The following is a 24046-nucleotide window of genomic DNA, read 5'->3' on the forward strand; positions in this document are numbered from 1 at the left end:
AAATTACTCTATTTGAGATTGATCTTTCAATTTAAAATCTAAAATCTAAAATTTCATTATGCTGACGGTTTTCTAGCAAGATTACAGGTATTGGGCTGGCTTCTAAAACTGCTTGTGATACTGAGCCAATCAGCACTTGCTCCCAAGATTTATGACCGCGTTTGCCCATAACGATCGCAGTGACAGAATACTCTTGAGCAATGCGAATAATTTCTTCTGGTATTGCGCCTGTAACAGTCAAAAATTCATAGCTGATATCAGATAACAACTGTTTGCTTTGTTCTTTTATTTGTTGGATATCTTGTTGATTTGAGGTGTTAACTACATGCAGAACTATTGCTTCCCCATTACTGCGGCGTGCTAAATCTGCTACTTTGGTTAAAACTTCTGTGGCTAAACTCGATGTATCTACGGCTGCCAATAACAAGGTACGAGTAGCAACTGTGACTTTGGTGGGGTCAACTTCGCCTTTTGTGAGCAATTTCGGCGCAAAGGTCATGGTTGCCCAAGCGCCTAACGGTGCAGTGATTAAAATTGATAGAGCTGCGATCGCTAAAATTATCTCACCTCCAGCAATTCCTTGGGAGAGGGGTATTGCTCCAATGGCAGCTTGGACTGTGGCTTTGGCTGAGTTTCCTGGTAGCAGAAATAATCTTTCTCGCCAATTCCAATTACTACCTAAAGTTGAGAGATACCAGCCCAACATCCTACCAATCAGTAAACCAATTGCCAGAATTATAATGCCAGGTAACAGAATCTTTTCTAATACTTGCAGTTGAATAGTTGCCCCTAACAAGACAAACAAAAAAATCTCAGCTACTATCCATAAACTGTCAAATCCACCGCGTAATCTTCGGGCTAAGGGAGCATCTAATTCAATTAAGAAAAACCCCATAGCCATTGCTGCTAAATAACCAGAAAAGTAAGGCAAAGCATGAGCAACAATGACCAGGAATAAAGCTAAACTGGCAGCAATCACAGTATCTTGAACGGCATTCTGAGTCCAGTTTTGTTTGGTTAATAGTAAAACTAATAAACGGGCTGCTAAATAGCCAAACAATACTCCCAGCAATATTTGCATAATAATTTGGAACGGCAGCAATTGCAGAGCAGTCAAAGTGAATCCCCCAGGTAGGGTAATCTGCTCAACACCTCCGTCACCTAAGAAACTTAGCAGTAGGCTGAAAACTAGTAATAGCAATACATCAGATAAAGCACTGCCAGTCAAAATTGCATCGGGAATTCCTTTTGTGACACCCCAACCTAAACTTTTCAACCTGAGCATTCCTGGGACGATTACAGCGGGAGATTCAGCGCCAATCACACAACCCAAGAGTAATCCAGTGGGGAAGTCAAATTTAAAAATTATCATAGCGGTAATTGCGATCGCGATCGCTTCTGTTGCTGCTGGCAAAAATCCCAAGCGCAGCGCCACAGTTCCCTGTTGAGCCAGTTTTTCTCTATCTAAACCCAATCCAGCTTTCATCAGGATAATCATTACCGCCAAAGTTCTTAACTCATCAGCAGCACCCAGCACATCTTCACTGATGACATTCCGAACTTGGGGGCCAAGGATAATCCCCACTAAAATCATGCCAATTAAAGGCGGAGCTACTAAACGACGGGCAAGTTGACCGGCAAAAAAGCCCATCATTAAAATCCACAATACACTAGCTAACATCCCATGACTCCTTGAGGCGCGATTTGTAGACAGATGCTTTCTACAGGGGAGTCAGGTAATGCATTTAGCCAAGCCCTACTCTCCCGCAGTTAGCGAAGAAAGTAGGAGCCATCAGCCTTCCATATCAAAAATTATCCGTTTGGAAAGGCGGTTTTGGCGAGCTCCATCACCATTGATAGTTTTTCATTAAATTGATAATACCATTTTTGCTGTGAGTCAATATCTTTGGTATTCTACGATATAAATAATATTAGTTAAATAATGTGTATCATTGGCGGTATTATATGCTGCCATCATCAGAAAGTAATTATCAGCCTGTTGAAGATTCTCAGACAAAACTAGATCAGTTTTTAGTTTGTGGGCTAGGAAGTTTGGGTCAGCATTGCGTTGCAGTACTAAAAGAGTATGGTGCTGTTGTCAATGCTATTGATCAAGAACAACCCCAACATTTGGAAATACCAAATTTATTAAGTTTATTAGAAAACTTATTCATCGGAGATTGTCGTCAGAGCAGTGTTTTAGAACAGGCAAACATTTCTCGGTGTCGAACTGTACTTTTAGTCACTAGCAATGAACGAGTAAATATAGAAGCTGCCTTTGCCGCAAGGCTTTTAAATCCTCAAATTCGCCTGGTTGTACGTTCTGACAAACAAAATCTCAATGAACTGTTAAGTCAGACCCTTGGTAATTTTATTGCTTTTGAGCCGAATCAAATTTCCGCTTCTGGCTTTGCTCTGGCAGCCCTTGGAGATGACAATCTTGGATATTTCCAACTGGAAGAACGTCAATTTCGGGTAGTAAAGCGTCAGATAAAAATAAGTGATAACTGGGCTAATAAATGGCATATACATGAATTAAATACTTTATATCGTCGGGTTTTAAATTACGCTAATGATTCATCTCCTTTGCCTAAAGAATTTAATCATTGGGAACCAGAAACGACATTAAAACCAGGTGATACGATTATTTATATCGAAGTTACAGAGCAGCTTAAAAGTTTAAAACAAATTGCTACTGTGCGTAAACATAACTGGCAGCAGTTATGGCAAGAGATTGTATTAGGTAGAACCTGGAAAAATTTAAAAAATAAAATAGTATATCTCTCGCGGACATTCTCTCGTTATCAGAGTTTGCGGGTGGCAATTATTTGTGGAATTACAGTACTTTTTCTTTGGTGTTTTGGAACAATTATTTATATCTTAAATTATCCTGAAAGTAACATAATAGAAGCATTTTATGCTATTGCTGTCTTGCTTTTGGGAGGATATGGAGATGTCTTTGGTGGTGTTAATTTTAAAACGCCACCAGAGCCGGCTGAAAATATGCCAGGATGGTTGCGATTGTTTAGCCTCGCGCTAACTGTAACTGGTATAGGTTTTGTTGGGGTTTTATATGCGTTGCTAACTGATACTCTGTTAAGTTCAAGGTTCCAGTTTTTTAATAATTACCAGCCATCAATCCCCCAAAAAGACCATGTTGTACTTATTGGATTAAATCGAGTCGGTCAGCGAGTCGCGGCTTTGTTAGAAGAATTCAAGCAGCCTGTGGTGGGTATTAGTAGCACAGCACTTAACGCCGATTTTCTCAACAAAATACCACTGATTATTGATAATATTGCCGATGCTTTAGATAAGGTAAATCTCGCTCATAGTAAAAGTGTCGTTGTAGTTACAGACGATGACATGGAAAATTTGGAAATAGCTTTGATGGCATACGCTAAAAGTCCTAAAACTCGTGTGGTCATTCGGACTTATGACCGATATTTTCGTGATAATGTCGCACGATTGTTTCCTTATGCTCAAGTTATTTGTACCTCTGCTATTTCAGCAGAAGTATTTGCTGCTGCGGCTTTTGGAGAAAATATTCTCAGCTTATTTAACTTCGATACTCAAACTATTTTGGTAGTAGAGTACATGATTGAAGCTGGAGATACACTGAATGGATTACTATTGGCTGAGGTTGCCTATGGTTATGGAGTCGTACCAATTTTATATCAAAGTCTCAGGCGATCGCCTGTTAAGTTCATGCCTGCCGATCATACACAACTTGCTATTGGCGATCGCCTGATTGTTCTGGCAAATAGTCATAGCCTCCAGCGAATTGAACGAGGTGAAATGTTTCCTCGAAATTGGCAAGTACAGATTGAGAAAGTTTTAGCTCAAGATGCTATTTTTGATGGTGCAAATGAAATCAGTATAATATCGGGATGTAACATCGGCACTGCTAGAGAGTTGATGCATAATTTACCTGGACTGCTACCAACAGCATTATATAAACAACAAGCTCTGTTACTAGTAAGAAGACTTAGTAAATTAAGAGTTACAGCCCGGTTGAAACCATTTGTTCAAGATACAAATTGAACTGGGGATTGGGGATTGTGGACTAGGGACTGGGTAGTATCTGAAGGGTTATAAAAGTTTGTAGTAAGGACTTTAGTCCTGGATTTTTAAGCACTGAAGTGCTTAGTACAAACTCATTATATTTAATGCGATAGACCACTAGGGACTGGGTACTGAACTGTATTGCCTTATATTTGTAAATATTTTTTCCTATTAATTACTAACAATAAAACAGCAGCGATCGCAAATAAGCTTCCAGTTATAAATGTTGCCTCCGCTCCCAATGTTTGCCACAATCCACCAGCTAGCAGACTGGCGGGTAAAAGCGCTAATCCTACAGCCAAATTTAGGAATCCAAAAGCAGTACCGCGCAGATTTGCAGGGATACTATTTGCCACTAGCGCCAATAGCAATCCTTTACTCATACCCAAATGCAAACCATAAAGGGCAAACAATCCCCAGACTTGCCAAGATGTCTGCACGAAAGCAAAACCCAGATACACCAGGGCGTATAAGAGAAATCCGCCTACTAGTAACCCAAATTTACCCACGCGATCGGAAAGTATTCCTATTGGGTAGGCACTGAATGAGTAGGTGATGTTCATCATCATTAATGTCAATGGGATGAGTGAGGCTGAAATACCTGTTTGCTCGGCTCGCAACAACAAAAAAGCATTACTGGAGTTGCCTAAATTGAATAACAGCGCCACTGCTACAAGTACCCAGTATCCTTTACCCAAACTGCGTAAAGCTTCCCATTGCAAAGGGTTGCTTCGGTTCCCTTGAATTTCACTTGTTTTTGGTTCACTCACTCCCACTGCTAATAAAGCCACTGCAAAGAATCCAGGGATGAGTGCTAGCCAAAAAATCAGGCGGAAGTTATTTTGGGAAGCAGCCATCAGGGCAAATGCTGCCAAAGGCCCCAAAAATGCTCCAATAGTATCGAGAGATTGACGCAATCCATAAGCTGCACCGCGTACTTCTGGATTAGTGGAATCGGCAACCAAAGCATCACGGGGTGCTACCCGGATACCTTTGCCAATGCGATCGCCAAATCGAGCTATTAATACTCCAGTTGGGCTGGTAGCTACAGCAAATAAAGGTTTTACAAAGGCTGATAATCCGTAGCCAAACACCGCTAATCCCTTACGATGTCCCAAGTAATCACTCAATACTCCCGAAAAGATTTTTAAAATTGAAGCTGTTGCTTCTGCAATACCTTCAATGATGCCGACAGTCAAAATATTCGCCCCTAAAACTGATACTAGAAACAAGGGCAACAGAGAATTAATCATCTCGGAACTAATATCTGTCAGCAGACTGACAAACCCCAAAACCCAAACAGTCCGGGGGATTTTCTGGACAAATTTATTTTGTAGCTGCATATTGCCTATTTCTGCTATGTATACAGCCAATTCATTTGCTGTAAAGATTTTTGAAAATATTATTACTATATCAGTATCTATAGCCGTTGCTGTGTTTGCTAGCACAGTGAGAATACTTTGCTTTCTTGCAAAATCTGCGATCGCGATTTGTTTAATGCACAAAGATACTTGTAATACCAATTTTTTTATGAAGCTGCATATAATTCGATCCCCCCTTATTAAGGCTACGGTGTACACACAAGTCTTGTCGCATTCATATCTTTATTAAAAAATCTCGGACTGCGTTTCTATTCCGCTTCGGAATGAATTCCGAGTCTCATAGCTGAAGTCCACTTAAGTGGACTGAACAATCGATTTAGTCCACTTAAGTTTTTCTTTCCCCTTAGAGGATGTTTGAAAAGTGGTTAGCTGTGATTTTAAGCACTGGTTGATCCCCCCTAACCCTCCTTAAAAAGGGGGGAAAATCCTTAAAGTCCCCCAATTTATCGGGGGATTTAGGGGGATCGAAAACGTTTTGATACCGACGAGGAGACTTTTCAAACACCCTCTTACCCTTTTCCCCAAAACCCGACAAGTATTAATGCAACTTCACATTAAATTTGGTATAATCTACTAAAGCTTTAAAGCCTGCAAATTAGATTTTCAGCTATTTACTGAACAGGGATATCAGGCACAAGGAATAGACTCAGAATTTGTATAATTAACTGGATATAAATTAACAGCAATGGGTAGGTAATTTATTCCTGTAGATAGATGCGTTTTTTTTATAAAAAAATACAGTTCACATCAGACCAAAACACTTGTAGAGACGGCGATTTATCGCGTCTCAAAAACCCACAATTTTGTACAATTAGCCTTTAACGCAAGCGGATTGATTTATAACCCAGCAATTTTGTTGATAAAAGATAAGTATCAAAAACAACTAAATTAGTATTTCTAAAAGTTAAGTGAGAAAACCGTACTTCTCTGATAGGTTTTCTGTACCATATATCTAAGTTTAGCTAGATAAAATCGAAGTGTAGCTGAAGTAATGCTGTTTTTTCAAAAATTTACACAGCATTAGCAGGAGAGCGAAAACATGACAAATCAATTGAAAACGGCTGCTTTACTAGCTGCGCTAAGTGGTCTTTTAATCGCAATTAGTTACTGGGTAATTGGCGGTTCTAGTGGCTTGATTATCGGGATTGGCTTGGCAGCAGCAACAAACCTGTTTTCCTGGTATCAATCAGATAAGATTGCGCTAGCAGTATATCGGGCCCAGCCTGTGAGTGAAGGGGAAGCACCAGGACTTTATCAGATGGTGCAAAAATTGAGCGATCGCGCCAATATTCCCATGCCCAGAGTTTACATCGTTCCTAGTCAAGGTGCTAACGCCTTTGCTACAGGGCGCGATCCCGAACACGCTGCTGTGGCTGTCACCGAAGGCATTTTAAATATCTTGCCAGAGGACGAACTCGAAGGCGTTATCGCCCACGAACTCACCCACATTATTAATCGTGACACCCTCACACAAGCTGTTGCTGCTACTGTTGCTGGTGCTATCTCATTCCTAGCCCAAATGGTTAGTTACAGCTTATGGTTTGGCGGTGGTTCACGAAATGACAACAGAGGTGGAAATCCAATAGGAATTTTATTAACAGTCATACTTGCACCAGTGGCGGCGACAATCATTCAGCTAGCAATTTCGCGCACACGAGAATTCTCTGCTGATGCCGGTTCTGCTAGATTAACTGGTAATCCCCGCGCCTTAGCTAGGGCATTGCAACGGTTAGAAGCCTCAGCAAAACAGATACCTTTAAATGCCAATCCAGCTTATGAGCCGTTATTGATTATCAATTCTATCTCTGGACAGTTTTTGAGTAACTTATTCTCCAGTCATCCTGCTACAGAAGTGCGAGTTGCAGCATTACTGAAATTAGAGCAACAACTGCCAACAAAAACTTATTAATTTGTCATTTGTGAAATTTGCAATGACTTGTTACTACCATTACAGGGTGCAGTTTTCATCAACGGACATACTTTGCAATTAAGGATGTTTTAACTATGAATGCTAACAACATCGAATCCATTGAAGCCACAGTAATTGAATCTACCGAATCCATCGTAATTGTAGAAATCAGTTCTGAAACCGACGAATTAGTGGAAACCGAAATGGCTGGTGAAACTGATGAGGTGAAGCGCGAAACTAAAGCGCTGATTGAGGCGCTAAAAAGACGCGCTCAAGCTGAGGCTGATTCCGCAGGTACTCTTACCCGTGAGACATATTTGAAAGTTGTGCGTCAAGCACGGGCATTAATTGAAGGAAGGAAATTGATGGAACACGATCGCTTAGAAAATTCTTGGGTGGTAATTCAGGATGAAGCTGAGAGAAACTGGCACTTATTAATGAAAGATTTAGTAGACTTCAGCTTTCGCCTGCAAAAGGCGGCCATTGCTGCTTGGGATACCTTCAATCACCCTTACTCTCGTTAAAGATGGTATGAAGGGTGCGATCGCAGATCAATTTAGACTTATTTAGTGTCAACTCAAACCTTGGCGAGGGTCATTCGCCGTTATGTCTCTACCTCAGCCAATGCCTCATGGCTGAGGTAGAGACATTTTCAATTGCCGATTTAACATTTTAGCCTTAACGTGGAACTGCTAACTATATGTATTAAGGACGCAAAGAGTGATCATGAGGCAGACACAGGAGCTAGGACAGATTATCATCCTGAATGGTGCCCCTCGATCAGGAAAGTCGAGCATTGTCGCAGTGATCCAGGAGACATTTGATGGTCTGTGGATGAACTTGGGTGTGGATAGGTTTATGCAAATGACTCCCGCACGATACCTGCCTGGGATCGGTCTGCGACCAGGGGGAGAACGCCAAGACCTCGAACCCTTTGTTCCCATTCTGTACAGCGCTATGTATGAGTCCATCGCCGCTCACAGCCGCTTAGGTTTGAATGTCGTGGTTGATGTCGGACACCATGATGCCTACGCAATTCCCCAGGGCATTCTGTCCGATAGTGCCCGACGTTTGAACGGATTGCCGGTCTTGTTTGTAGGCGTTCGCTGTCCCATTGAGAGCATTATGGAACGACGACAAAACACAGGTTGGAACGTAGGAAGTGCAGCCGACTCCGCGAAGCCACACCCAGTTGAGTTATGGCAACATGAAGTCCACATTCCTGGCATCTATGATCTTGAAGTCGATACCTCGTTGTTAAGCTCAGGTGCGTGTGCCGAGGTGATACGCCAGCACCTCGCCGCAGATAATCCAGCACCGTCGGCATTCCAACGACTCGCTGCACAACATACTTAAGTACATCGAATTTTTCTTGCCGACTGAGTTGTAATAGTGTGAAATTATTTGATTTTTTATTTCACCAGAACTACTACAATTACTATTGATGCTAGATAATGGGAAGGCTTTGACATTTTCTTCCCAATCTAGCCCAGGAAACAATAATTAACACTTATGCGAACTCATTATTGCGGCGAACTCCGAAAAGAACATATTGGAGAAACAGTTACCTTTTACGGATGGGTAGACCGTCGCCGCGATCACGGTGGTGTGATATTTTTAGATTTACGCGATCGCTCTGGAATCGTCCAAATCGTTAGTGATCCGCAACGCACCCCAGATTCTTACGAACATGCAAACGCCCTGCGAAATGAATATGTTGTTGAAATCACTGGTAGGGTAACACAACGTCCCGAAGAATCGCTGAATACCCGCATCCCAACAGGCGAGGTGGAAATCTACGCCGATAAAATTAAACTTCTCAATGCTGTTCGCAAACAGTTACCTTTCCAAGTTTCCGTAGCTGACACCGAGACAGTGCGCGAAGACTTGCGGCTGAAATATCGTTATTTAGATTTGCGACGCGAACGCATGGCGCAAAATTTGCAACTGCGTCATCAAATTGTCAAAGCCATGCGTCGTTATCTGGAAGATTTGGAAGGTTTTATCGAAGTCGAAACCCCAATACTTACCCGTTCTACCCCAGAAGGAGCGCGGGATTATGTTCTACCCAGTCGCGTCAATCCTGGTGAGTGGTATGCTTTGCCGCAATCACCCCAGCTATTTAAACAATTGCTGATGGTATCCGGTTTAGATAGATATTATCAGATTGCCCGTTGTTTTCGTGACGAAGACTTACGCGCCGACAGACAACCAGAATTCACTCAGTTGGACATGGAAATGAGCTTCATGTCCCAAGAAGAAATTATTGAACTAAATGAGAACTTAGTTTGCCATATCTTCAAAACAGTTAAAGGAATTGAGTTACAGCGCCCTTTCCCCCGTCTCACCTATGCTGAGGGGATGGAACGCTATGGGAGTGATAAACCAGATACCCGCTATGGTTTGGAATTAGTTGATGTCTCAGATATTGTGAAAGACTCCGGTTTCAAAGTCTTTCGAGACACTGTGACTAATGGTGGTATCGTCAAAATCTTACCCATTCCCAACGGTAACGATGTAATTTCTAATGTCCGAATTAAACCAGGCGGCGATTTATTCAAAGAAGCCAGTGAAGCCGGTGCTAGAGGTTTAGCTTATATCCGCGTCAGGGATGATGGCGAAATTGACACCATTGGCGCTATTAAAGACAACCTAAGCGAAGAACAAAAACAAGAAATTTTACGCCGTACAGGTGCAAAAGCTGGACATTTGCTGTTGTTTGGGGCTGGTGATGCTGCTACAGTTAATAAAACTTTAGATAGATTACGGCAAGCGATCGCTAAAGAATTTGGTTTAATTGATCCAGAAAAAATCAACTTACTCTGGATTACAGATTTCCCGATGTTCGAGTGGAATGCTGACGAAAAGCGTCTAGAAGCATTGCACCACCCATTTACAGCACCTCATCCTGATGATTTGAGCGATTTAAAGACTGCACGCGCCCAAGCTTACGACTTGGTACTCAACGGCGTAGAAGTTGGCGGCGGAAGTCTGCGGATTTATCAGCGAGAAATTCAACAGCAGGTATTTGAAGCCATCGGTTTATCTCCTGAAGAAGCACAAAGTAAATTTGGCTTTCTCTTAGAAGCATTTGAATATGGTACACCGCCGCATGGTGGCATTGCCTACGGTCTAGATCGTTTGGTAATGTTGCTAGCTGGAGAAGAATCTATTCGAGATGTAATTGCTTTTCCAAAGACACAACAAGCACGTTGTTTGTTAACAGATGCACCTTCGAGTGTAGATGCTAAACAGTTGAAAGAATTGCACGTAGCTTCGACTTATAAACCAAAGTCTTAGTGAACTAGTGGGGTTATAAAAGTTTGTAGTAAGGACTTTAGTCCTGGATTTTTAAGCACTTAAGTGCTTACTACAAACCCATGAGAAAGCAAAGATAATGAATAAAAGCTTGCTGTTATCGTAAAACGCGAACATATCTTTCTTGATTTCACCTGCCATTTACTTTAACCAAGCAGTATTGGCTATAAACCAATACAGTTCAGATCAGACGCAAACACTTGTAGAGACGGCGATTTATCGCGTCTCAAAAACCCAAGATTTTTGCCAGTAGCCCTTAACTAAACCGGATTGTGGTATAAACTGCATTGAAGTGATGAGGACACTCAATGGAAGTTTTCTTAGCTAATATTAATCATCTTGAAAGTGTTTCAGTACTATTTGATCGGTATCGTATTTTTTACAATCAGCCATCAAACCTTGAAGCTGCTAAAGAGTTTCTCAGAGAACGTTTCCAGAATAATGACTCGGTAATATTTGCAGCTAATGACAATGGGGAATTAGTTGGATTTACTCAGCTTTATCCCAGCTTTTCTTCAGTGTCAATGAAACGAGTATGGATATTGAACGATTTGTATGTGGAAGAGTCGTATCGCCGCAAGGGAATTGCAAAGTTATTGATGAGTGTTGCAGAAAAATATGCACAAGAAAGTGGAGCCATTCGAGTAATTTTAGCTACTCAAATTTCTAACATAACCGCGCAAAAACTCTATGAAGCGCGAGATTACGTTAAGAATAAAGAATTTTACCATTACGCTTTACCGTTACAGTAGTGTCAATACGGTTCTGATTATTGTAGAGACGGCGATTCATCGCGTCTCTTGTCTTAACCGTAATTGAAAAACGCTATCAGAGCGAAATTGCTAGAAACCCCCTCAAAACAAAAAACCCGCCGTAGCGGGTTAAACAACAAAACTATGAACAATGAAAACTTGATTTAACTGGAATATCTCATCTCAGCTTCCAGTTGACGAATCAGCTGTTCGTCGCCTTTTGCTCTGGCTATTTCTAAGCGATGCTCTAGGCTTTTTTGAATATTCGCTCTGTGAGTTTCTCGTGCTTTGCTCACACTTTGTAGTCTATTTTGATTCATAGTGATTACCTGGTTTAATTTTTCACTTTATTGTCTTGTCTTCTTAACATAACACATATTTTGTAGCTGTTGCTACAGAAAAATATTTTTTTATATATTTTTACCAAAATATGTCCAAAAAGCAGATAGATCAACAACCACTCGTGACTTTACTGAGCGATTTCGGCGATCGCGATGTTTATGTAGGCATAATGAAGGGAGTCATAGCCCAAATCAACCCCAGACTGACGATAGTAGACTTAACGCACCAAATTCCGCCGCAAGACATCGCCGCAGCCAGGTTTAGCCTGATGAATGCTTATCCCTATTTCCCAGTGGGGACAGTGCATGTAGCAGTAGTAGATCCGGGTGTGGGAAGCAAACGACGAGCGATCGCAGTAGAATTTGCTCAAGGGTTCCTCGTAGGCCCAGATAATGGTATATTCAGCGGCATACTCAGTCAAAGTCCAGCGATGTCTACGACGGGCTACGCCTACGCAGCCGTCGAACTCACAAATCTTAACTATTGGCGAACTCCTCAACCAAGCAAGACTTTTCACGGTAGGGATATCTTTGCACCAGTGGGAGCTAATCTTGCTAGTGGTGTTCCTCTCAAACAGTTAGGTAAAGAAATTGATCCAGCAAGTTTGGTAAAGCTAGATATAGGCGACTGTAAGCAAACAACCACTAATGTAGTGGGTTGCATTCAATATATTGACCACTTTGGCAACCTAGTGAGCAACATTCCAGAGAGTTACGTCCAAGGCAAAACTTGGTGTGTGCAAGCCGCCGGGTTGAATATACCAGGCTGTGAAACTTACAGTGATGTTAAGGTTGGAGAGATAATAGCTTTAGTTGGCAGTCACGGATGGGTAGAAATTGCCATTAATTGCGGCAATGCTCACTCACAGTTACAGATTAATTTACAAGATGCACTACAAGTCTTGTTTTTGTAAGACTTGAATTGCAATAAAGCAACTGCTGAAAGACATAAGTTTAGATATGGTGACATTAAGTTCGTTTCATTGCCCATAATAATAAAAGTAACCCTTGAGCAATTTCCTGTTGTACTCTACAAGAGAATCATAATTATATTCTTAACTATGACTACACAAACACTCTCAGCACCAGAAGTTTATCAAGGCCAGTTTGGGGAATTTACAATTACTCAGAGCGATCGCACTGGCGTAATTATCTACCGCGCTGGGTTAATGGTAGCAGCACTGAGCTTTGCCATCGGCAGCGCTTTGGTTTTATTCAACAATAACCCGACTGTTTTCACCATCCTGACACCTCTATATGCTTGTTTTAGTCTCGCCCTTGGTGTAAGTTTATTTACCATTCATATCTACATGGCATCACTGCACCGAACTTTGCAAGTTTTTTGGGCGATCGGTACTATCGCATCAGTGATATTGGCAATCTCTAGTAGTGAACCTTTGGCTCTTACTGTTTACAATCAACCGATTACCTTATTCGGAGTTGGTTTTATCTTCGTTGCTTTGACAGGTATTTATTTTAAAGAGGCTTTTTGCTTCAATCGCCTGGAAACCAAAATATTAACCCCAATAGTACCGCTACTATTATTAGGACATTTAGTGGGAATTTTACCAACTCAGGGAGAAAGTATTTTATTAGGAATTTGGGCGATGTTATTTTTAGTGTTTGCCCTGCGAAAGACAGTGCAAGAAATTCCTGCGGATATTGGAGATAAGTCTGTATTTACCTATTTGAAAGAACAACGTTTAGCGAAGGTTTAATGCAGGCAAAAAATCGTCGGTGTCAAAAGTTTCCAAAAGTCAAACTAATCAAACGCCAAGAAATGTGGACACTTACGGCTCAAGGGTGGGCGATTGCGATCGCTTTGATTGCTTATTTAATATTTTTCACTATTACTCATGTACACTCATTTCTCGCCGTAACTTCCCCAATCAAATCAGCACAAGCATTAATTGTTGAAGGATGGCTACCAGATTATGCTATAGAAGAAGCTTTGGCTGAATTTCAAAATGGTTCTTATAGTCAAATAATTACCACCGGAGGCACATTAGGAAAAGGAAGTTATCTTACCGGATACAAGAACTTTGCAGAGGTGACAGCCGCCACCTTCATAAAACTTGGTTTAGAAACAGAAAAAGTGGTAGCTGTTCCGACACCTTTCGTGGTTAAGGATCGTAGTTATGCATCTGCTGCTGAATTTTATCGCTGGCTATCCAATTCAAATTTACAGATAGAATCAATTAATCTTTTTTCTTTGGATGTTCATACCCGTAGAAGCTGGCTAATTTTCAAAAAATTACTGAATCCTGATATCAAAGTTGGTGTGATTGCTGCCAAAACGCAAGATTACGATCCAGAAAAATGGTGGGATTCTAGCGCAGGTGTGCGAACAATTATTGATGAAGGCATCGCTTATGTTTATGCACGGTTTTTGAATTGGAAAGCCTAATAGTGATAATTCGTAATTCGTAATGACGCTCCTGCGTCGCTAACGCTGCGCTAACGTAATTCGTAATTCGTAATTCCCCGACTTATTTGAGAAGTTGGGGGTCTATCTAATGAGCATTTTATGTTTAATTAGAGGATGTTTGAAACCCATATTCCGCACTTCAAATTGAAGTATAAAAAGATTACGAGGAAGAGAAAAGCCAAAAATTAGGATAGTTAAGAACTAGAGTACAGAATGAATCTAACGCATGAAGATAAATGAGCAAATATAAAAAATTTGACCCATAAAATAGGTTATGCAAGGACGCTGATTTTGAAGAGCAATGATTGTTCCTCCAGATGTTGATAAATTTTGATTCAATCTGAAAACAGTGTTTAGCTTAAGAAAGTAGATAATACTTTTGACAAGATGATGGTAAACAATTCAAAATATAATGGCGTTCTGAGGTTAAATTAATCACTTGATTAATTCCATTTAAAGTCAAAAAGTGAATTCCTTGGAAACATTGAAAGACCCATCTTAAGGTAGGAGAAATTGTTAATTTTCCTAGTTGATTTTTGATGCCGACTTTGAGTCTTTTTAAGCTATTTCTCAGTTCCCTTTGACCAAGATTATAAACTAACAGACACAAAGACATTAAAAATAACATCGTCTCAATGCGCTCAGGGTTTTCTACAAAAAAACTATCTGCAAAAAATAAAGGGTCTTTCAGAAATCTAAATCCTCTTTCACAAGACTGTTGATTTTTATAAGTTGTAATAATTTCTGAGGGTGTTAACTTTTCGTCATCAACTAAATTCGTCGCTAAAATAAATCTTCCGGCTGATTTTCTGAGGATTTCTATCTCTTCTAGTTTTTCATGAATCTCTGCTGAGATTTTATAAACAGTTTTCTTCTGTTTTGACTGACTTTCAAAAAGTTGGAGTTCTTTAATTTCAAAGAGTTTCAGCTTTTTATTGATGACTTTTAGTTTATATCTGGCTGTCTGCGGAGTTTCAAAATCTTCTCTTTTTAATTCTTGTAGTAGTTTTTCAACGTTAACTTTTTCTTTCTTGAGCCTTTGCTCTAGCTTCTCTAAATCACTGGACTTTCTTTTTTGGCTTTCTACTATCAGCCAAGTTTGTTTAATCCCACCATAATTTACTATTTCTTCTTTCCACTGGTATTCATCTAAAGTTTGGGCTACCCCTTTCTCTCTTGATTGTGTGTTTCTCTCTTCTATCTCTACCAATTGCACTAAGTCTCGTGCTTTTTTTATGGTCATTGGCACTCTACTTATCCATTTTAAATGTGCAATTAAATTGAGATTTTCCTGACTATATAATGCACTATCACAGACCATAATACTATCGAAATCTATTTGCTTTTTAAACTCTACTAAGATTTTGCCAAATACAGCTTTGTCCGCTTCATTTCCATCTCCAACTCTCATTAATAATGGGATGTCTCCATCACTACTAGTTATTAAATCTAAAACACATTGTTTCAAATCTGGTCTGTGGTCACGAGAATATCCTTTAGTGATAATTATTGGTCTTTCCCTGGTTATTTCCGATTCTTTTTCCTGATGCTCTTCACTGTTGTATTCTCCATGCAGATGAAATGATGTTGCATCCAAATGTGAGTATTTTGTAGATAGATTAAATTTTTTAATTACTGATAATACAATTTCCATAAACAGATTATTCAATCCACTTTTATATAACTTATCCATAACTCTGCCAATTTTATCGTCATTGATGTAATCAGTTTTTACATCTTCTCCCAATAATATTTCGATAGCTTTATCATCAAAAAACTGACTAAATAAATATAAAGGTCTTGAGACAAATCCTAATCCATTGATTAAAATTGCTTTCACCAGTGTTCCTGCTGTTATCTTTTCACGAGGGTCTATTCCTAATTGGGAATTAATTATTTCAACTATTCCTATTTCATCAATTAACCCAGCTACTATTCCTAAATGGTCAATATTTTTAATTTGAGTATTTTCGATTGGAGACATTTTTTACCCTCAAATGTTTTTGAGTTTATATGAATTGTCTCACTTGGATTGAACCAATGTCTATTTAGTTTTAGACAAAGCTTGAAATCAATTTCTTCTCAGCAATGTAAGCCTCACCGTCTTCGTCACACAGGTTTATTTCTGCGAGTTTATTAAAGATTCACATGTCTTATTATTTACTTGTATTCGGAAATCATTATTTAGGCTTTTATACTACATTTTGAAGTGCGGAATGTGGGTTGAAAAGTCCTCTTGTCGGCATCAAAAATTTTCGCTCCCCCTCAATCGCCCCTTGCAAATGGAGGAAACCGGAAATCCAGTTCCCTCCCCTTTGCAAGGCTACGGTGTACACACAAGTCTAATTACCCCCCTTAATCCCCCCTTGCCAAGGGGGGAAATAGAAAATCTAGTTCCCTCCCCAATGCATCGGGGAGGGTTAGGGTGGGGTAAAAACCAGATTCGTAAACTACTTCAGACTTGTGTGTACACCGTAGCCTTTTGAAGGAGGGTTAGGGGGGATCGAAAAGTGCCTAAAGTCACGGCGAAACACTTGTCAAATAAGCTTTTAGGTTGACATACTTACTTACCCAGTATTTCTAATAATGCTTGCCGATAAATTTTTAGACCCTCTGCATTCAGATGATCGCCATCACTGGTCAAATTTTCTTTAAGAACATTATTTTCATACAAGGGTGCTAGTCCTGCTGCTGCAACTGGCACTTTTTCTGTTTCAGCAACTTGATTAATCAGAACATTAATTTGTTCAACTCTAGAAAGTGGGGCTGCTACAGTTGGATCTGAGCTTGCTGCAACTGTTGAATAAAAAGCCGGAATGAGAAAAATCTCTTTATTTCCCATTGTTCGCACAAGTGCGATCGCCTCTTGGAGATTTTTGCTAAACAACTCATCACTAATTCCATACCAAGCATCATTTCCACCTATGGCAATAATAGCTTTTTCGCATTTCACCTTAGTAGGAATTAAACTTTTCAGTTGTTCCAATAAAGAGATTGTACTCAGACCATTTAACCCAAAATTAAAAGTACCACTCCCAAGGGTATTACCAAGTCCAGCCGAAATAGAATCGCCAAACAAGCAACCGGAGAATTGTTTATCTTGGGCTGCGAGTGTCTGATATTGCAGTGCGATTTTTCCTAAAGGTGAAGTACTTACATTGTCCTTTGGTGGTGCATCAGCAGAACTAGAAGAAGAGTTTGCCATGCCAACTAACCGGGAAATTTTTGACACGTCAACAACTAGTTGATTACTAGGATAAGCTTCTAGAAAGCTGGTTATGCCTAGACCTTCTGGTGATTTTGATCCTAAAATCAAGGCAGATCGTAGTGCTTGTGTACTGGCTTGATCGCGACGAGCGATCGCACTAGAAGCAAAAGATAAAATTTGCTTGCCCATTCCTGTGTTGAGCAGCTTATCTAAAGCCACAATATCAAGAGACATTTTTACTTGAAGGGCATCTTGAAACTTCTGTTTCTCTTTATCGCTCAGGTAATCTAGGAAAGATTGCAAATCGCTAGAAGCCTTTTGTGTCTTGTCATAGTTGCGTATATCTGCCACTGGGATCGATTGCTCAAACAATCCGTACCTGACAGTAACTTTTTCGGCTGCCAAACTAGGCAACAAACCAAGTCCACTATGCAGCAGTAAAAATATTAGGCACCCACATAGGCTTATTAGAAGACGATAGAAATATTTCATCACAGAATATAAAAATAGATAGTCAATAGTTAATAGTCAAGAGTCAAGGGTCAAAAGTCAAGTCGCTTTGCTCCAATTAAAAATTAAAAATTATTAATTAAAAATTGCAAGACGCTCTCTACGAGACGCTGCGCGTAGCTTGCTTCTCTGTAAGAGTACGCGGACTCGCTAACGCTGCGCTATCTGTGGGGGCTTGTACCCCAAATTAATTAAAAATTAAGAATAATAATTTTTAATTAAAAAAAGGTCAAGGGTATAGCCATTTTCAATCCGGTGAGGTGCAGGTATGCAAATAGAATGCGACAAATAAACCATCTTGTAGAGACGCGATGAATCGCGTCTTCACCCAAGGATGTGTTGCAATTATTAATTGAATTGGTATGAGGTCAAATTTGGGAATACTCAATCCAGTAGGCGTGAGGATGGAACGGTGGTAGAAGAAGGTGCATATTGGCTAGCTTGGGCACAAATTTCTGGAATTGGCCCGGTATTATTGCGACGGCTGGAACAGCATTTTGGTACGCTGGCAACAGCTTGGAACGCTACCAAGGCACAATTGGGAGAAGTGGAAGGTTTTGGTTTGCAAACATTAGAAAAAGTAGTACAACAGCGATCGCGTTTGCAACCAGAACAACTATTCACTAAGCACCAGCAGGAAAACTCTCATTTCTGGACACCAGCAGATGCAGATTATCCCCGCTTACTGCTGGAAACTCCAAGTCCGCCGCCGATTTTGTACTATCGCGGTGAAGTCGAACTCCAAGAAAATCTCGGACAAAAACCACTGGTTGGAATTGTTGGAACACGCCAACCCTCAGAATACGGTATTCGTTGGACTCGCCAAATTAGCACAGCTTTGGCTAAAAATGGCTTTACAGTTGTTTCTGGAATGGCAGAGGGAATTGACACAGAAAGCCACAGCGCTGCTATGAAAGCAGGCGGACGCACGATCGCAGTTTTGGGAACTGGTGTAGATGTCATCTATCCACATAAAAATCGGGATTTGTACCAGCAAATTTTGACAGCTGGGTTAGTTGTGAGTGAGTACCCGACAAAAACCCCACCTGATCGCACGCACTTTCCACGTCGTAATAGAATTATTGCAGGCTTAAGCCGCGCCATCTTGGTCATGGAAGCGCCGTTAAAATCTGGTGCCTTAATAACAGCCACTTATGCAAATGAATTTGGTAGAGATGTCTATGCATTACCTGGGAGACTGGATGATTACCCCTCGCAAGGGTGCTTAAAGTTACTGAGTCAGGGAGCTTCTTTCATTCTTAAGGAACTAGATGAACTCTTAACAATGCTAGGAGCAATACCACAACTTGATGGAGTCGAGGCTTCCACAGCACCAGAACAGTTAAGTTTGCCAACTTTATCACCAGAACTACAAAGGGTAATGGATGCGTTCGCAAGTGAAGCTTTACCCTTCGATTTTATTGTCCAACAAACCAGTATGGCTGCTGGCTCAGTTTCCAGTGCTTTGTTACAGTTGGAACTTATGGGTTTCGTTTCGCAACTACCAGGAATGCGCTATCAAAAAAGTTAAGAGTTAAAAAACAACATTGTCCAAGCATTGCTCTTGAGGAAAACTTTGCGATTTACTGAATGTACGTCCCTGGTAACATCTTTGTAGCAGAAATTTCGTTAACTTGTATAAATCATACTTATAACCGATGGCAAACAGGACACAAAACTGATGAAATAAGGTTAGTGTTGCGAATTTGGAGTAATGACAGACAGCGTTTTAATTCTTGGTGGACGAGGGCGGATTGGTAGCAGTGTTGCTCAGGATCTAGCTACCCATACGCAGGCAAAAATTACAATTACTGGACGTTCTGCGGAGTTTGGGAGGGCTGTTAGCTTATCTTCAGGAGGACAAGTGCAGTTTTTGATACTGGACTTAGTAGAAGTTGACAAGCTGCGAGATGCGATCGCAAACTCTAACTTAGTCATCCATTGTGCTGGGCCATTTCACTATCGAGATACTAATGTTCTCGAAACCTGTATTGCTCAGGGCGTTAATTATCTAGATGTCAGCGATCATCGCTCCTATACCAGCAAGGCTCTCAGTCATCATGAACAAGCTGCTGCTGCTGGTGTGACAGCAATTATTAACACTGGTATTTTCCCTGGTATTTCTAATAGCATGGTACGTCAGGGAGTTGAACAATTTGATCAACCAGAAAAGATCCATTTAAGTTATTTAGTTTCTGGTTCTGGTGGTGCTGGCATTACAGTGATGCGGACAACTTTTCTAGGGTTGCAGTATCCTTTTGAGGCTTGGATAGATGGAAAATGGGAAATAGTCAAGCCTTACAGTGAAAGGGAAGTAGTTGAGTTTCCATCCCCATATAGACGTAGCGGGGTTTACTGGTTTGATATGCCAGAAACCTTTACACTGCCCCATGCTTTCCCATCAGTAAAAACTGTAATTACTAAGTTTGGCTCTGTTCCCGATTTTTACAATCATCTAACTTGGATTGCAGCACACATTTTTCCCAAGTGGTTAATGCAGCGACGTTACATGATTGAATTTCTATCTCATGTCAGCCACTCAATGACAGATGTCACTAATAATTTTAGTGGAATTGGGGTAGCAGTTCGTTCAGAAGTGACAGGGCAAAAAAATGGTAAAACTGCTGTTTATTGTTCAACTATAGTGCATGAAAATACAGCTATGGCTTCTGGTTGTGGCACAGGTAGTATTGCCCAATTATTGCTAGAAGGCAAACTCAATAAACCAGGTGTTTTTGCTGTGGAAGAAGCACTACCAACAAATTTATTTGAAGAGGCAATGCAAAGCCGAGGAATTAAAATTAATTACAGTTGGTTATAGCTAAATACGCTTGGGTTAAGAGGATGTTTTAAAAGTCCTCTTGTCGGTATCAAAAGTTTTAGATCCCCCTAAATCCCCCTTAAAAAGGGGGACTTTAATTCCGGTTCCCCCCTTTTTAAGGCTACGGTGTATACACAAGTCTGAAATAGCTGAAAAACCCAAGGTTTTACCCCACCCTAACCCTCCCCTTGCAAAGGGGAGGGAACTAGATTTCTTTTTCCCCCCTTTCCAAGGGGGGATTAAGGGGGGTAATTCGACTTGTGTATACACGGTAGCCTTTTTAAGGGGGGTTAGGGGGGATCAACAAGTACTTAAAATCACAGCCAAAGACTTTTCAAACAACCTCTAAGGCCTACTGGCAACAATTTTGGTTTTTCGAGACGCGATAAATCGCCGTCTCTACAAGTTTTTTCATGCCTAACTGAACCGTATTGGGGTTAGGGAGAGCTATTTAGGGTAAAATCCCACTAAGCTAAAAAAAGGAAATATAACTAAAAATTAATATATCCTGCGGTAGAAGTAATAACTGTACTTAAACATTTAGTATGCCTGTGAGTCTTGAGTATCGAATCTATTTATACATGGAAAAGACTCATAAATAAAATGGGAGGATTTCTCAATGCAAAAAATTGTATTAACTTTCAAACAAGCATTTTCTAGTATTTTGGTTGTTGGCTTGATGATTTTCATCAGCTTTTCAGGTTCATTTATTGTCGGTCAGCAAGCTAGTTATGCAACTACTCTTGAAGAATTAAAGCTAATACCTCCAGAGTATAAACCGAATTCTGAAGAAAAAGTTAATCGTGCTTACGAATATGACCCAGGTGTAGGCGTTCGAGAAGAAGAACGACAAAAAGCTTATGAGCAAGCAAAAAAAGATTCCACCAACCTTAATACTATTGAGAAGGCTTACGAAAGGAATTTGAAGGCTGAGAAAGAACAAAATCCTCCAGAAAGTTTTGGTGAAAAAGCGAAAGAAGTGATTGAAAAAGTGACAGGTAAATAGTTAATAAAATTAAATTGTAGGTTGTGTAATCGCCGATAATAAGGCACAAAAGTTTAAAGTGCTTTAGCTTTTGGCATAACACATCCTACATTGAATACGGTTCGGATAAGGTTTTTTGATGACACGCCCTAGATCGCAAAGACGCGATAAATCGCCGTCTTTACAATAATCAGTTCTTTGTAGAGACGGCGATTTATCGCGTCTCTCTCCTGAACCGAACTGTATTGACCCTACATTTATGAAGTAGTTTTTCTTTGATTACTAAGATTGTGTTCATACCACTTCATTAATGGAGTTGCACTAATTCCATGCACAATCACAGAGACTACAATCGTAGTATAAGTTATCCAGGCAATTTGTTCGGCAGCTTCACCTTTTAAGCCATGACCAAAGGCATAGGCGAGATAGTATAAAGAGCCAACACCGCGAATACCAAACCATCCAAATAACAAACGAGTTCCTGGATGCATACTTCTACGGCGTGATTCTAGAGGGCTTTTACCTATTGTGCTAATCCAAACTCCTAAAGGTCTGATGATCAAAAATAATGAAATTATCACTATCAAAGATTGCACAGCATAATTGAGCATTGGTTGCAATAATAATATTGAACCCAATAGTAAAATTGTTCCAACTTCTAGGAGCTTTTCAAGTCGCTCAATAAATTCTAATTGTGCTAGCGGCTTTTCAGGATTTTTATAACTGCGTTGGACGACTAAACCAGCTACAAATACTGCCAGAAATCCATAGCCATTAACTACTTCTGTTAATGAATAAGTTAACAAAATTATGCTGATGGCAATAAAATCTTCCATGATTTTATCGGAAGGGAGACGCTTTTGAATTTTTTCGTCAATCCAAACTATTGATTTAGCAACAGCAATTCCCATAATAATACCAACTGCGATCGCCCAAATTAAATCAACCGTAATCCACTGTTGAAACCAGTTACTCCAGTTATCATCTTCTAATGCATGAATGCCAAAATAAACGAAGGGAAAAGCTAAAGCATCATTTAATCCACCTTCAGAAGTTAAACCAAATCTCAACTCATCTTGGTCGTTTGTATTGGTCAGTTGTACTTCTGATGCTAAGACTGGATCTGTTGGTGCGAGAATTGCCCCTAATAAAATTGCTTCTCCCCAATTCATTCCTAAAAACAATTTACCTACAGCAGCCAAAGCAAAAATTGAAATTGGCATCAGAAAGACAATTAATCGCACCGTAATATCCCAAACCTTTAACCTTAATGGGCGAACAATTTTTAAGCCGCAGCTAAATACAGAAATAATTACTACCAGTTCTGTTAATCTCTCTAATAATTCGGCGTTGAAAGCTTCATCTTGACGTAATTGAATTAGACCTAAACTATAAGGGCCTAGAAAAATGCCAACCAGTAGGTAGATAATCGCAAAAGAAAGAGGTAAGCGAGCAATTAAACCTGACGCTAATGTGACCATCAACAAAAGCAGACCAATCACAAATAGGTCAATAATATAGATATCTACCATATAGCAATTTATATAAAAATTTGGCGTTGCTTTGTAAGCTTAGTTGCAATAGCTTTTTATTAGGAATTACCTATGGGCAGATTTTCAGGGATTAGTGATTGGGGATTGGGGACTGGGGACTGGGGACTGGGGATTGGCTGCCAAGTTGGAGAGGACGCGCTTTGATTATTAGCCTCTCGATTCAAATACAGCCCCCAAAACAATGGGATCTAGCACGGGAATATACCTAATACACGCCTCTGCACTTACTACTAATGGTCTAAATCTCCTACTTTCTCACTCAGATATTGCCTATGTTAGTACAAATATACTATAATATAGAGAGCGTCCACAAAGCCTAGCCAAATGCATAATGGCTCTGTGAAAACCTTCTGGAAGATGGATTCAAGGGTTAGTTCGATGATGAAGCATTATATTCTCAACCTCAATCCGACTGCCAAGCATGAATGGGATCGGTGTATTTTACGTGACCCGCTGACTGCCAAACGCCCAGATATTGCTAAACTAATTGCCGAAGCAGTTGGTGCTGATACAGGTAGTTATTTGGTGAGCGTGAATATCGAAGTTCAAGTTTTGCAGCAAGCCGCAGTACCTCAAGCTGAACAACTCTCGCTTTCATTTCCAGAGGTGAGTGTGCCGTCACAACCACAACTGCGGGAAGCGGCTTGATGCGATCGCATCGCCTAGAATATCTGCATTACTAAGTTCGTAGTCAGGACTAAAGTCCTGACTACGAACTTTTATAACCACTCATAATTAACGAGACAGACGACTATAGGAATCCGCTTTGATTTCTGA

Annotated in this window: 19 protein-coding genes and 1 riboswitch; of the genes, 13 read left to right on the forward strand and 6 right to left on the reverse strand. The window is 40.3% G+C overall.

The features are described 5' to 3' along the window. Positions 1 to 31 precede the first annotated feature (31 nt). Positions 32 to 1681 carry a cation:proton antiporter gene (locus tag RRG12_RS19970; RefSeq protein ID WP_420760458.1) on the reverse strand — a complete coding sequence of 550 codons (1650 nt, stop codon included), beginning with the start codon at positions 1679 to 1681 and terminating at the stop codon, positions 32 to 34. A 95-nt stretch (positions 1682 to 1776) separates the two neighbouring features. Further along, a riboswitch (Fluoride riboswitch) is annotated at positions 1777 to 1861 on the reverse strand. Between the two features lie 104 nt (positions 1862 to 1965). Here RRG12_RS19970 and RRG12_RS19975 point away from each other — a divergent pair. Then, entirely contained in the window at positions 1966 to 4041 is a 2076-nt protein-coding gene (locus tag RRG12_RS19975; protein ID WP_420760459.1) for a potassium channel family protein, read from the forward strand. Between the two features lie 167 nt (positions 4042 to 4208). Here the strand turns inward: RRG12_RS19975 and RRG12_RS19980 are convergent, their stop codons facing one another. Further along, positions 4209 to 5405 carry an MFS transporter gene (locus RRG12_RS19980; protein ID WP_420760473.1) on the reverse strand — a complete coding sequence of 399 codons (1197 nt, stop codon included), beginning with the start codon at positions 5403 to 5405 and terminating at the stop codon, positions 4209 to 4211. Between the two features lie 1078 nt (positions 5406 to 6483). Between RRG12_RS19980 and RRG12_RS19985 the strand changes: the two genes are divergently transcribed. From RRG12_RS19985 to RRG12_RS20005, 5 genes are all read left to right on the forward strand, one after another. Then, complete coding sequence (locus RRG12_RS19985) at positions 6484 to 7353, forward strand: zinc metalloprotease HtpX (RefSeq protein WP_420760460.1); 870 nt, start codon at positions 6484 to 6486, stop codon at positions 7351 to 7353. 95 nt (positions 7354 to 7448) lie between these two features. Next, complete coding sequence (locus RRG12_RS19990) at positions 7449 to 7877, forward strand: hypothetical protein (RefSeq protein WP_420760461.1); 429 nt, start codon at positions 7449 to 7451, stop codon at positions 7875 to 7877. 202 nt (positions 7878 to 8079) lie between these two features. Beyond that, positions 8080 to 8709, forward strand: coding sequence for a chloramphenicol phosphotransferase CPT family protein (locus tag RRG12_RS19995; protein WP_069070292.1), 630 nt, complete (start codon positions 8080 to 8082; stop codon positions 8707 to 8709). 156 nt (positions 8710 to 8865) lie between these two features. After that, positions 8866 to 10653, forward strand: a complete 1788-nt coding sequence (gene aspS / locus RRG12_RS20000; protein WP_420760462.1) for an aspartate--tRNA ligase — start codon at positions 8866 to 8868, stop codon at positions 10651 to 10653. A gap of 326 nt (positions 10654 to 10979) precedes the next feature. Then, positions 10980 to 11423, forward strand: coding sequence for a GNAT family N-acetyltransferase (locus RRG12_RS20005; RefSeq protein ID WP_420760463.1), 444 nt, complete (start codon positions 10980 to 10982; stop codon positions 11421 to 11423). 164 nt (positions 11424 to 11587) lie between these two features. Here RRG12_RS20005 and RRG12_RS20010 read toward each other — a convergent pair whose 3' ends face one another. After that, positions 11588 to 11743, reverse strand: a complete 156-nt coding sequence (locus tag RRG12_RS20010; protein ID WP_176727237.1) for a hypothetical protein — start codon at positions 11741 to 11743, stop codon at positions 11588 to 11590. Between the two features lie 110 nt (positions 11744 to 11853). On the opposite strand from RRG12_RS20010, the gene RRG12_RS20015 reads away from it, so the two are divergent. The 3 genes from RRG12_RS20015 to RRG12_RS20025 all read left to right on the forward strand — a co-directional run bounded on the left by RRG12_RS20015 (position 11854) and on the right by RRG12_RS20025 (position 14171). After that, positions 11854 to 12678, forward strand: coding sequence for an SAM hydrolase/SAM-dependent halogenase family protein (locus tag RRG12_RS20015; RefSeq protein ID WP_420760464.1), 825 nt, complete (start codon positions 11854 to 11856; stop codon positions 12676 to 12678). Positions 12679 to 12825: 147 nt separating this feature from the next. After that, complete coding sequence (locus tag RRG12_RS20020; RefSeq protein ID WP_420760465.1) at positions 12826 to 13482, forward strand: DUF2301 domain-containing membrane protein; 657 nt, start codon at positions 12826 to 12828, stop codon at positions 13480 to 13482. After that, positions 13482 to 14171, forward strand: a complete 690-nt coding sequence (locus tag RRG12_RS20025; RefSeq protein WP_069074910.1) for an ElyC/SanA/YdcF family protein — start codon at positions 13482 to 13484, stop codon at positions 14169 to 14171. Before RRG12_RS20020 ends, RRG12_RS20025 begins: the two co-directional genes overlap by 1 nt. 379 nt (positions 14172 to 14550) lie before the next feature. Here the strand turns inward: RRG12_RS20025 and RRG12_RS20030 are convergent, their stop codons facing one another. Both RRG12_RS20030 and RRG12_RS20035 read right to left on the reverse strand, forming a co-directional pair. Continuing rightward, positions 14551 to 16176 carry an IS1634 family transposase gene (locus RRG12_RS20030; protein ID WP_420758599.1) on the reverse strand — a complete coding sequence of 542 codons (1626 nt, stop codon included), beginning with the start codon at positions 16174 to 16176 and terminating at the stop codon, positions 14551 to 14553. Positions 16177 to 16755: 579 nt separating this feature from the next. Continuing rightward, a complete protein-coding gene (locus RRG12_RS20035; protein WP_420760466.1) occupies positions 16756 to 17814 on the reverse strand; it encodes an alpha/beta hydrolase in 1059 nt (352 codons plus the stop codon). A 508-nt stretch (positions 17815 to 18322) separates the two neighbouring features. Between RRG12_RS20035 and dprA the strand changes: the two genes are divergently transcribed. The 3 genes from dprA to RRG12_RS20050 all read left to right on the forward strand — a co-directional run bounded on the left by dprA (position 18323) and on the right by RRG12_RS20050 (position 21737). After that, a complete protein-coding gene (dprA, locus tag RRG12_RS20040; protein WP_420760467.1) occupies positions 18323 to 19441 on the forward strand; it encodes a DNA-processing protein DprA in 1119 nt (372 codons plus the stop codon). A 183-nt stretch (positions 19442 to 19624) separates the two neighbouring features. Beyond that, a complete protein-coding gene (locus RRG12_RS20045) occupies positions 19625 to 20731 on the forward strand; it encodes a saccharopine dehydrogenase family protein (RefSeq protein ID WP_420760468.1) in 1107 nt (368 codons plus the stop codon). A 619-nt stretch (positions 20732 to 21350) separates the two neighbouring features. Next, a complete protein-coding gene (locus RRG12_RS20050; protein WP_420760469.1) occupies positions 21351 to 21737 on the forward strand; it encodes a hypothetical protein in 387 nt (128 codons plus the stop codon). A gap of 236 nt (positions 21738 to 21973) precedes the next feature. Here RRG12_RS20050 and RRG12_RS20055 read toward each other — a convergent pair whose 3' ends face one another. Continuing rightward, on the reverse strand, positions 21974 to 23248 hold the full coding sequence (locus RRG12_RS20055) for a cation:proton antiporter (protein ID WP_420760470.1): 1275 nt from the start codon (positions 23246 to 23248) through the stop codon (positions 21974 to 21976). A gap of 399 nt (positions 23249 to 23647) precedes the next feature. On the opposite strand from RRG12_RS20055, the gene RRG12_RS20060 reads away from it, so the two are divergent. Beyond that, positions 23648 to 23917: a hypothetical protein gene (locus RRG12_RS20060; protein ID WP_069069307.1), complete on the forward strand. Its 270-nt coding sequence runs from the start codon at positions 23648 to 23650 to the stop codon at positions 23915 to 23917. Positions 23918 to 24046 lie beyond the last annotated feature (129 nt).

The organism is Nostoc sp. CALU 546 (genome assembly GCF_048836525.1).

Coding starts and splice junctions, on each gene's coding strand:
- RRG12_RS19970 (WP_420760458.1), bottom strand. CDS start 1,681: ATGTTAGCTAGTGTATTGTGGATTTTAATGATGGGCTTTTTTGCCGGT.
- RRG12_RS19975 (WP_420760459.1), top strand. CDS start 1,966: ATGCTGCCATCATCAGAAAGTAATTATCAGCCTGTTGAAGATTCTCAG.
- RRG12_RS19980 (WP_420760473.1), bottom strand. CDS start 5,405: ATGCAGCTACAAAATAAATTTGTCCAGAAAATCCCCCGGACTGTTTGG.
- RRG12_RS19985 (WP_420760460.1), top strand. CDS start 6,484: ATGACAAATCAATTGAAAACGGCTGCTTTACTAGCTGCGCTAAGTGGT.
- RRG12_RS19990 (WP_420760461.1), top strand. CDS start 7,449: ATGAATGCTAACAACATCGAATCCATTGAAGCCACAGTAATTGAATCT.
- RRG12_RS19995 (WP_069070292.1), top strand. CDS start 8,080: ATGAGGCAGACACAGGAGCTAGGACAGATTATCATCCTGAATGGTGCC.
- aspS (WP_420760462.1), top strand. CDS start 8,866: ATGCGAACTCATTATTGCGGCGAACTCCGAAAAGAACATATTGGAGAA.
- RRG12_RS20005 (WP_420760463.1), top strand. CDS start 10,980: ATGGAAGTTTTCTTAGCTAATATTAATCATCTTGAAAGTGTTTCAGTA.
- RRG12_RS20010 (WP_176727237.1), bottom strand. CDS start 11,743: ATGAATCAAAATAGACTACAAAGTGTGAGCAAAGCACGAGAAACTCAC.
- RRG12_RS20015 (WP_420760464.1), top strand. CDS start 11,854: ATGTCCAAAAAGCAGATAGATCAACAACCACTCGTGACTTTACTGAGC.
- RRG12_RS20020 (WP_420760465.1), top strand. CDS start 12,826: ATGACTACACAAACACTCTCAGCACCAGAAGTTTATCAAGGCCAGTTT.
- RRG12_RS20025 (WP_069074910.1), top strand. CDS start 13,482: ATGCAGGCAAAAAATCGTCGGTGTCAAAAGTTTCCAAAAGTCAAACTA.
- RRG12_RS20030 (WP_420758599.1), bottom strand. CDS start 16,176: ATGTCTCCAATCGAAAATACTCAAATTAAAAATATTGACCATTTAGGA.
- RRG12_RS20045 (WP_420760468.1), top strand. CDS start 19,625: ATGACAGACAGCGTTTTAATTCTTGGTGGACGAGGGCGGATTGGTAGC.
- RRG12_RS20050 (WP_420760469.1), top strand. CDS start 21,351: ATGCAAAAAATTGTATTAACTTTCAAACAAGCATTTTCTAGTATTTTG.
- RRG12_RS20055 (WP_420760470.1), bottom strand. CDS start 23,248: ATGGTAGATATCTATATTATTGACCTATTTGTGATTGGTCTGCTTTTG.
- RRG12_RS20060 (WP_069069307.1), top strand. CDS start 23,648: ATGATGAAGCATTATATTCTCAACCTCAATCCGACTGCCAAGCATGAA.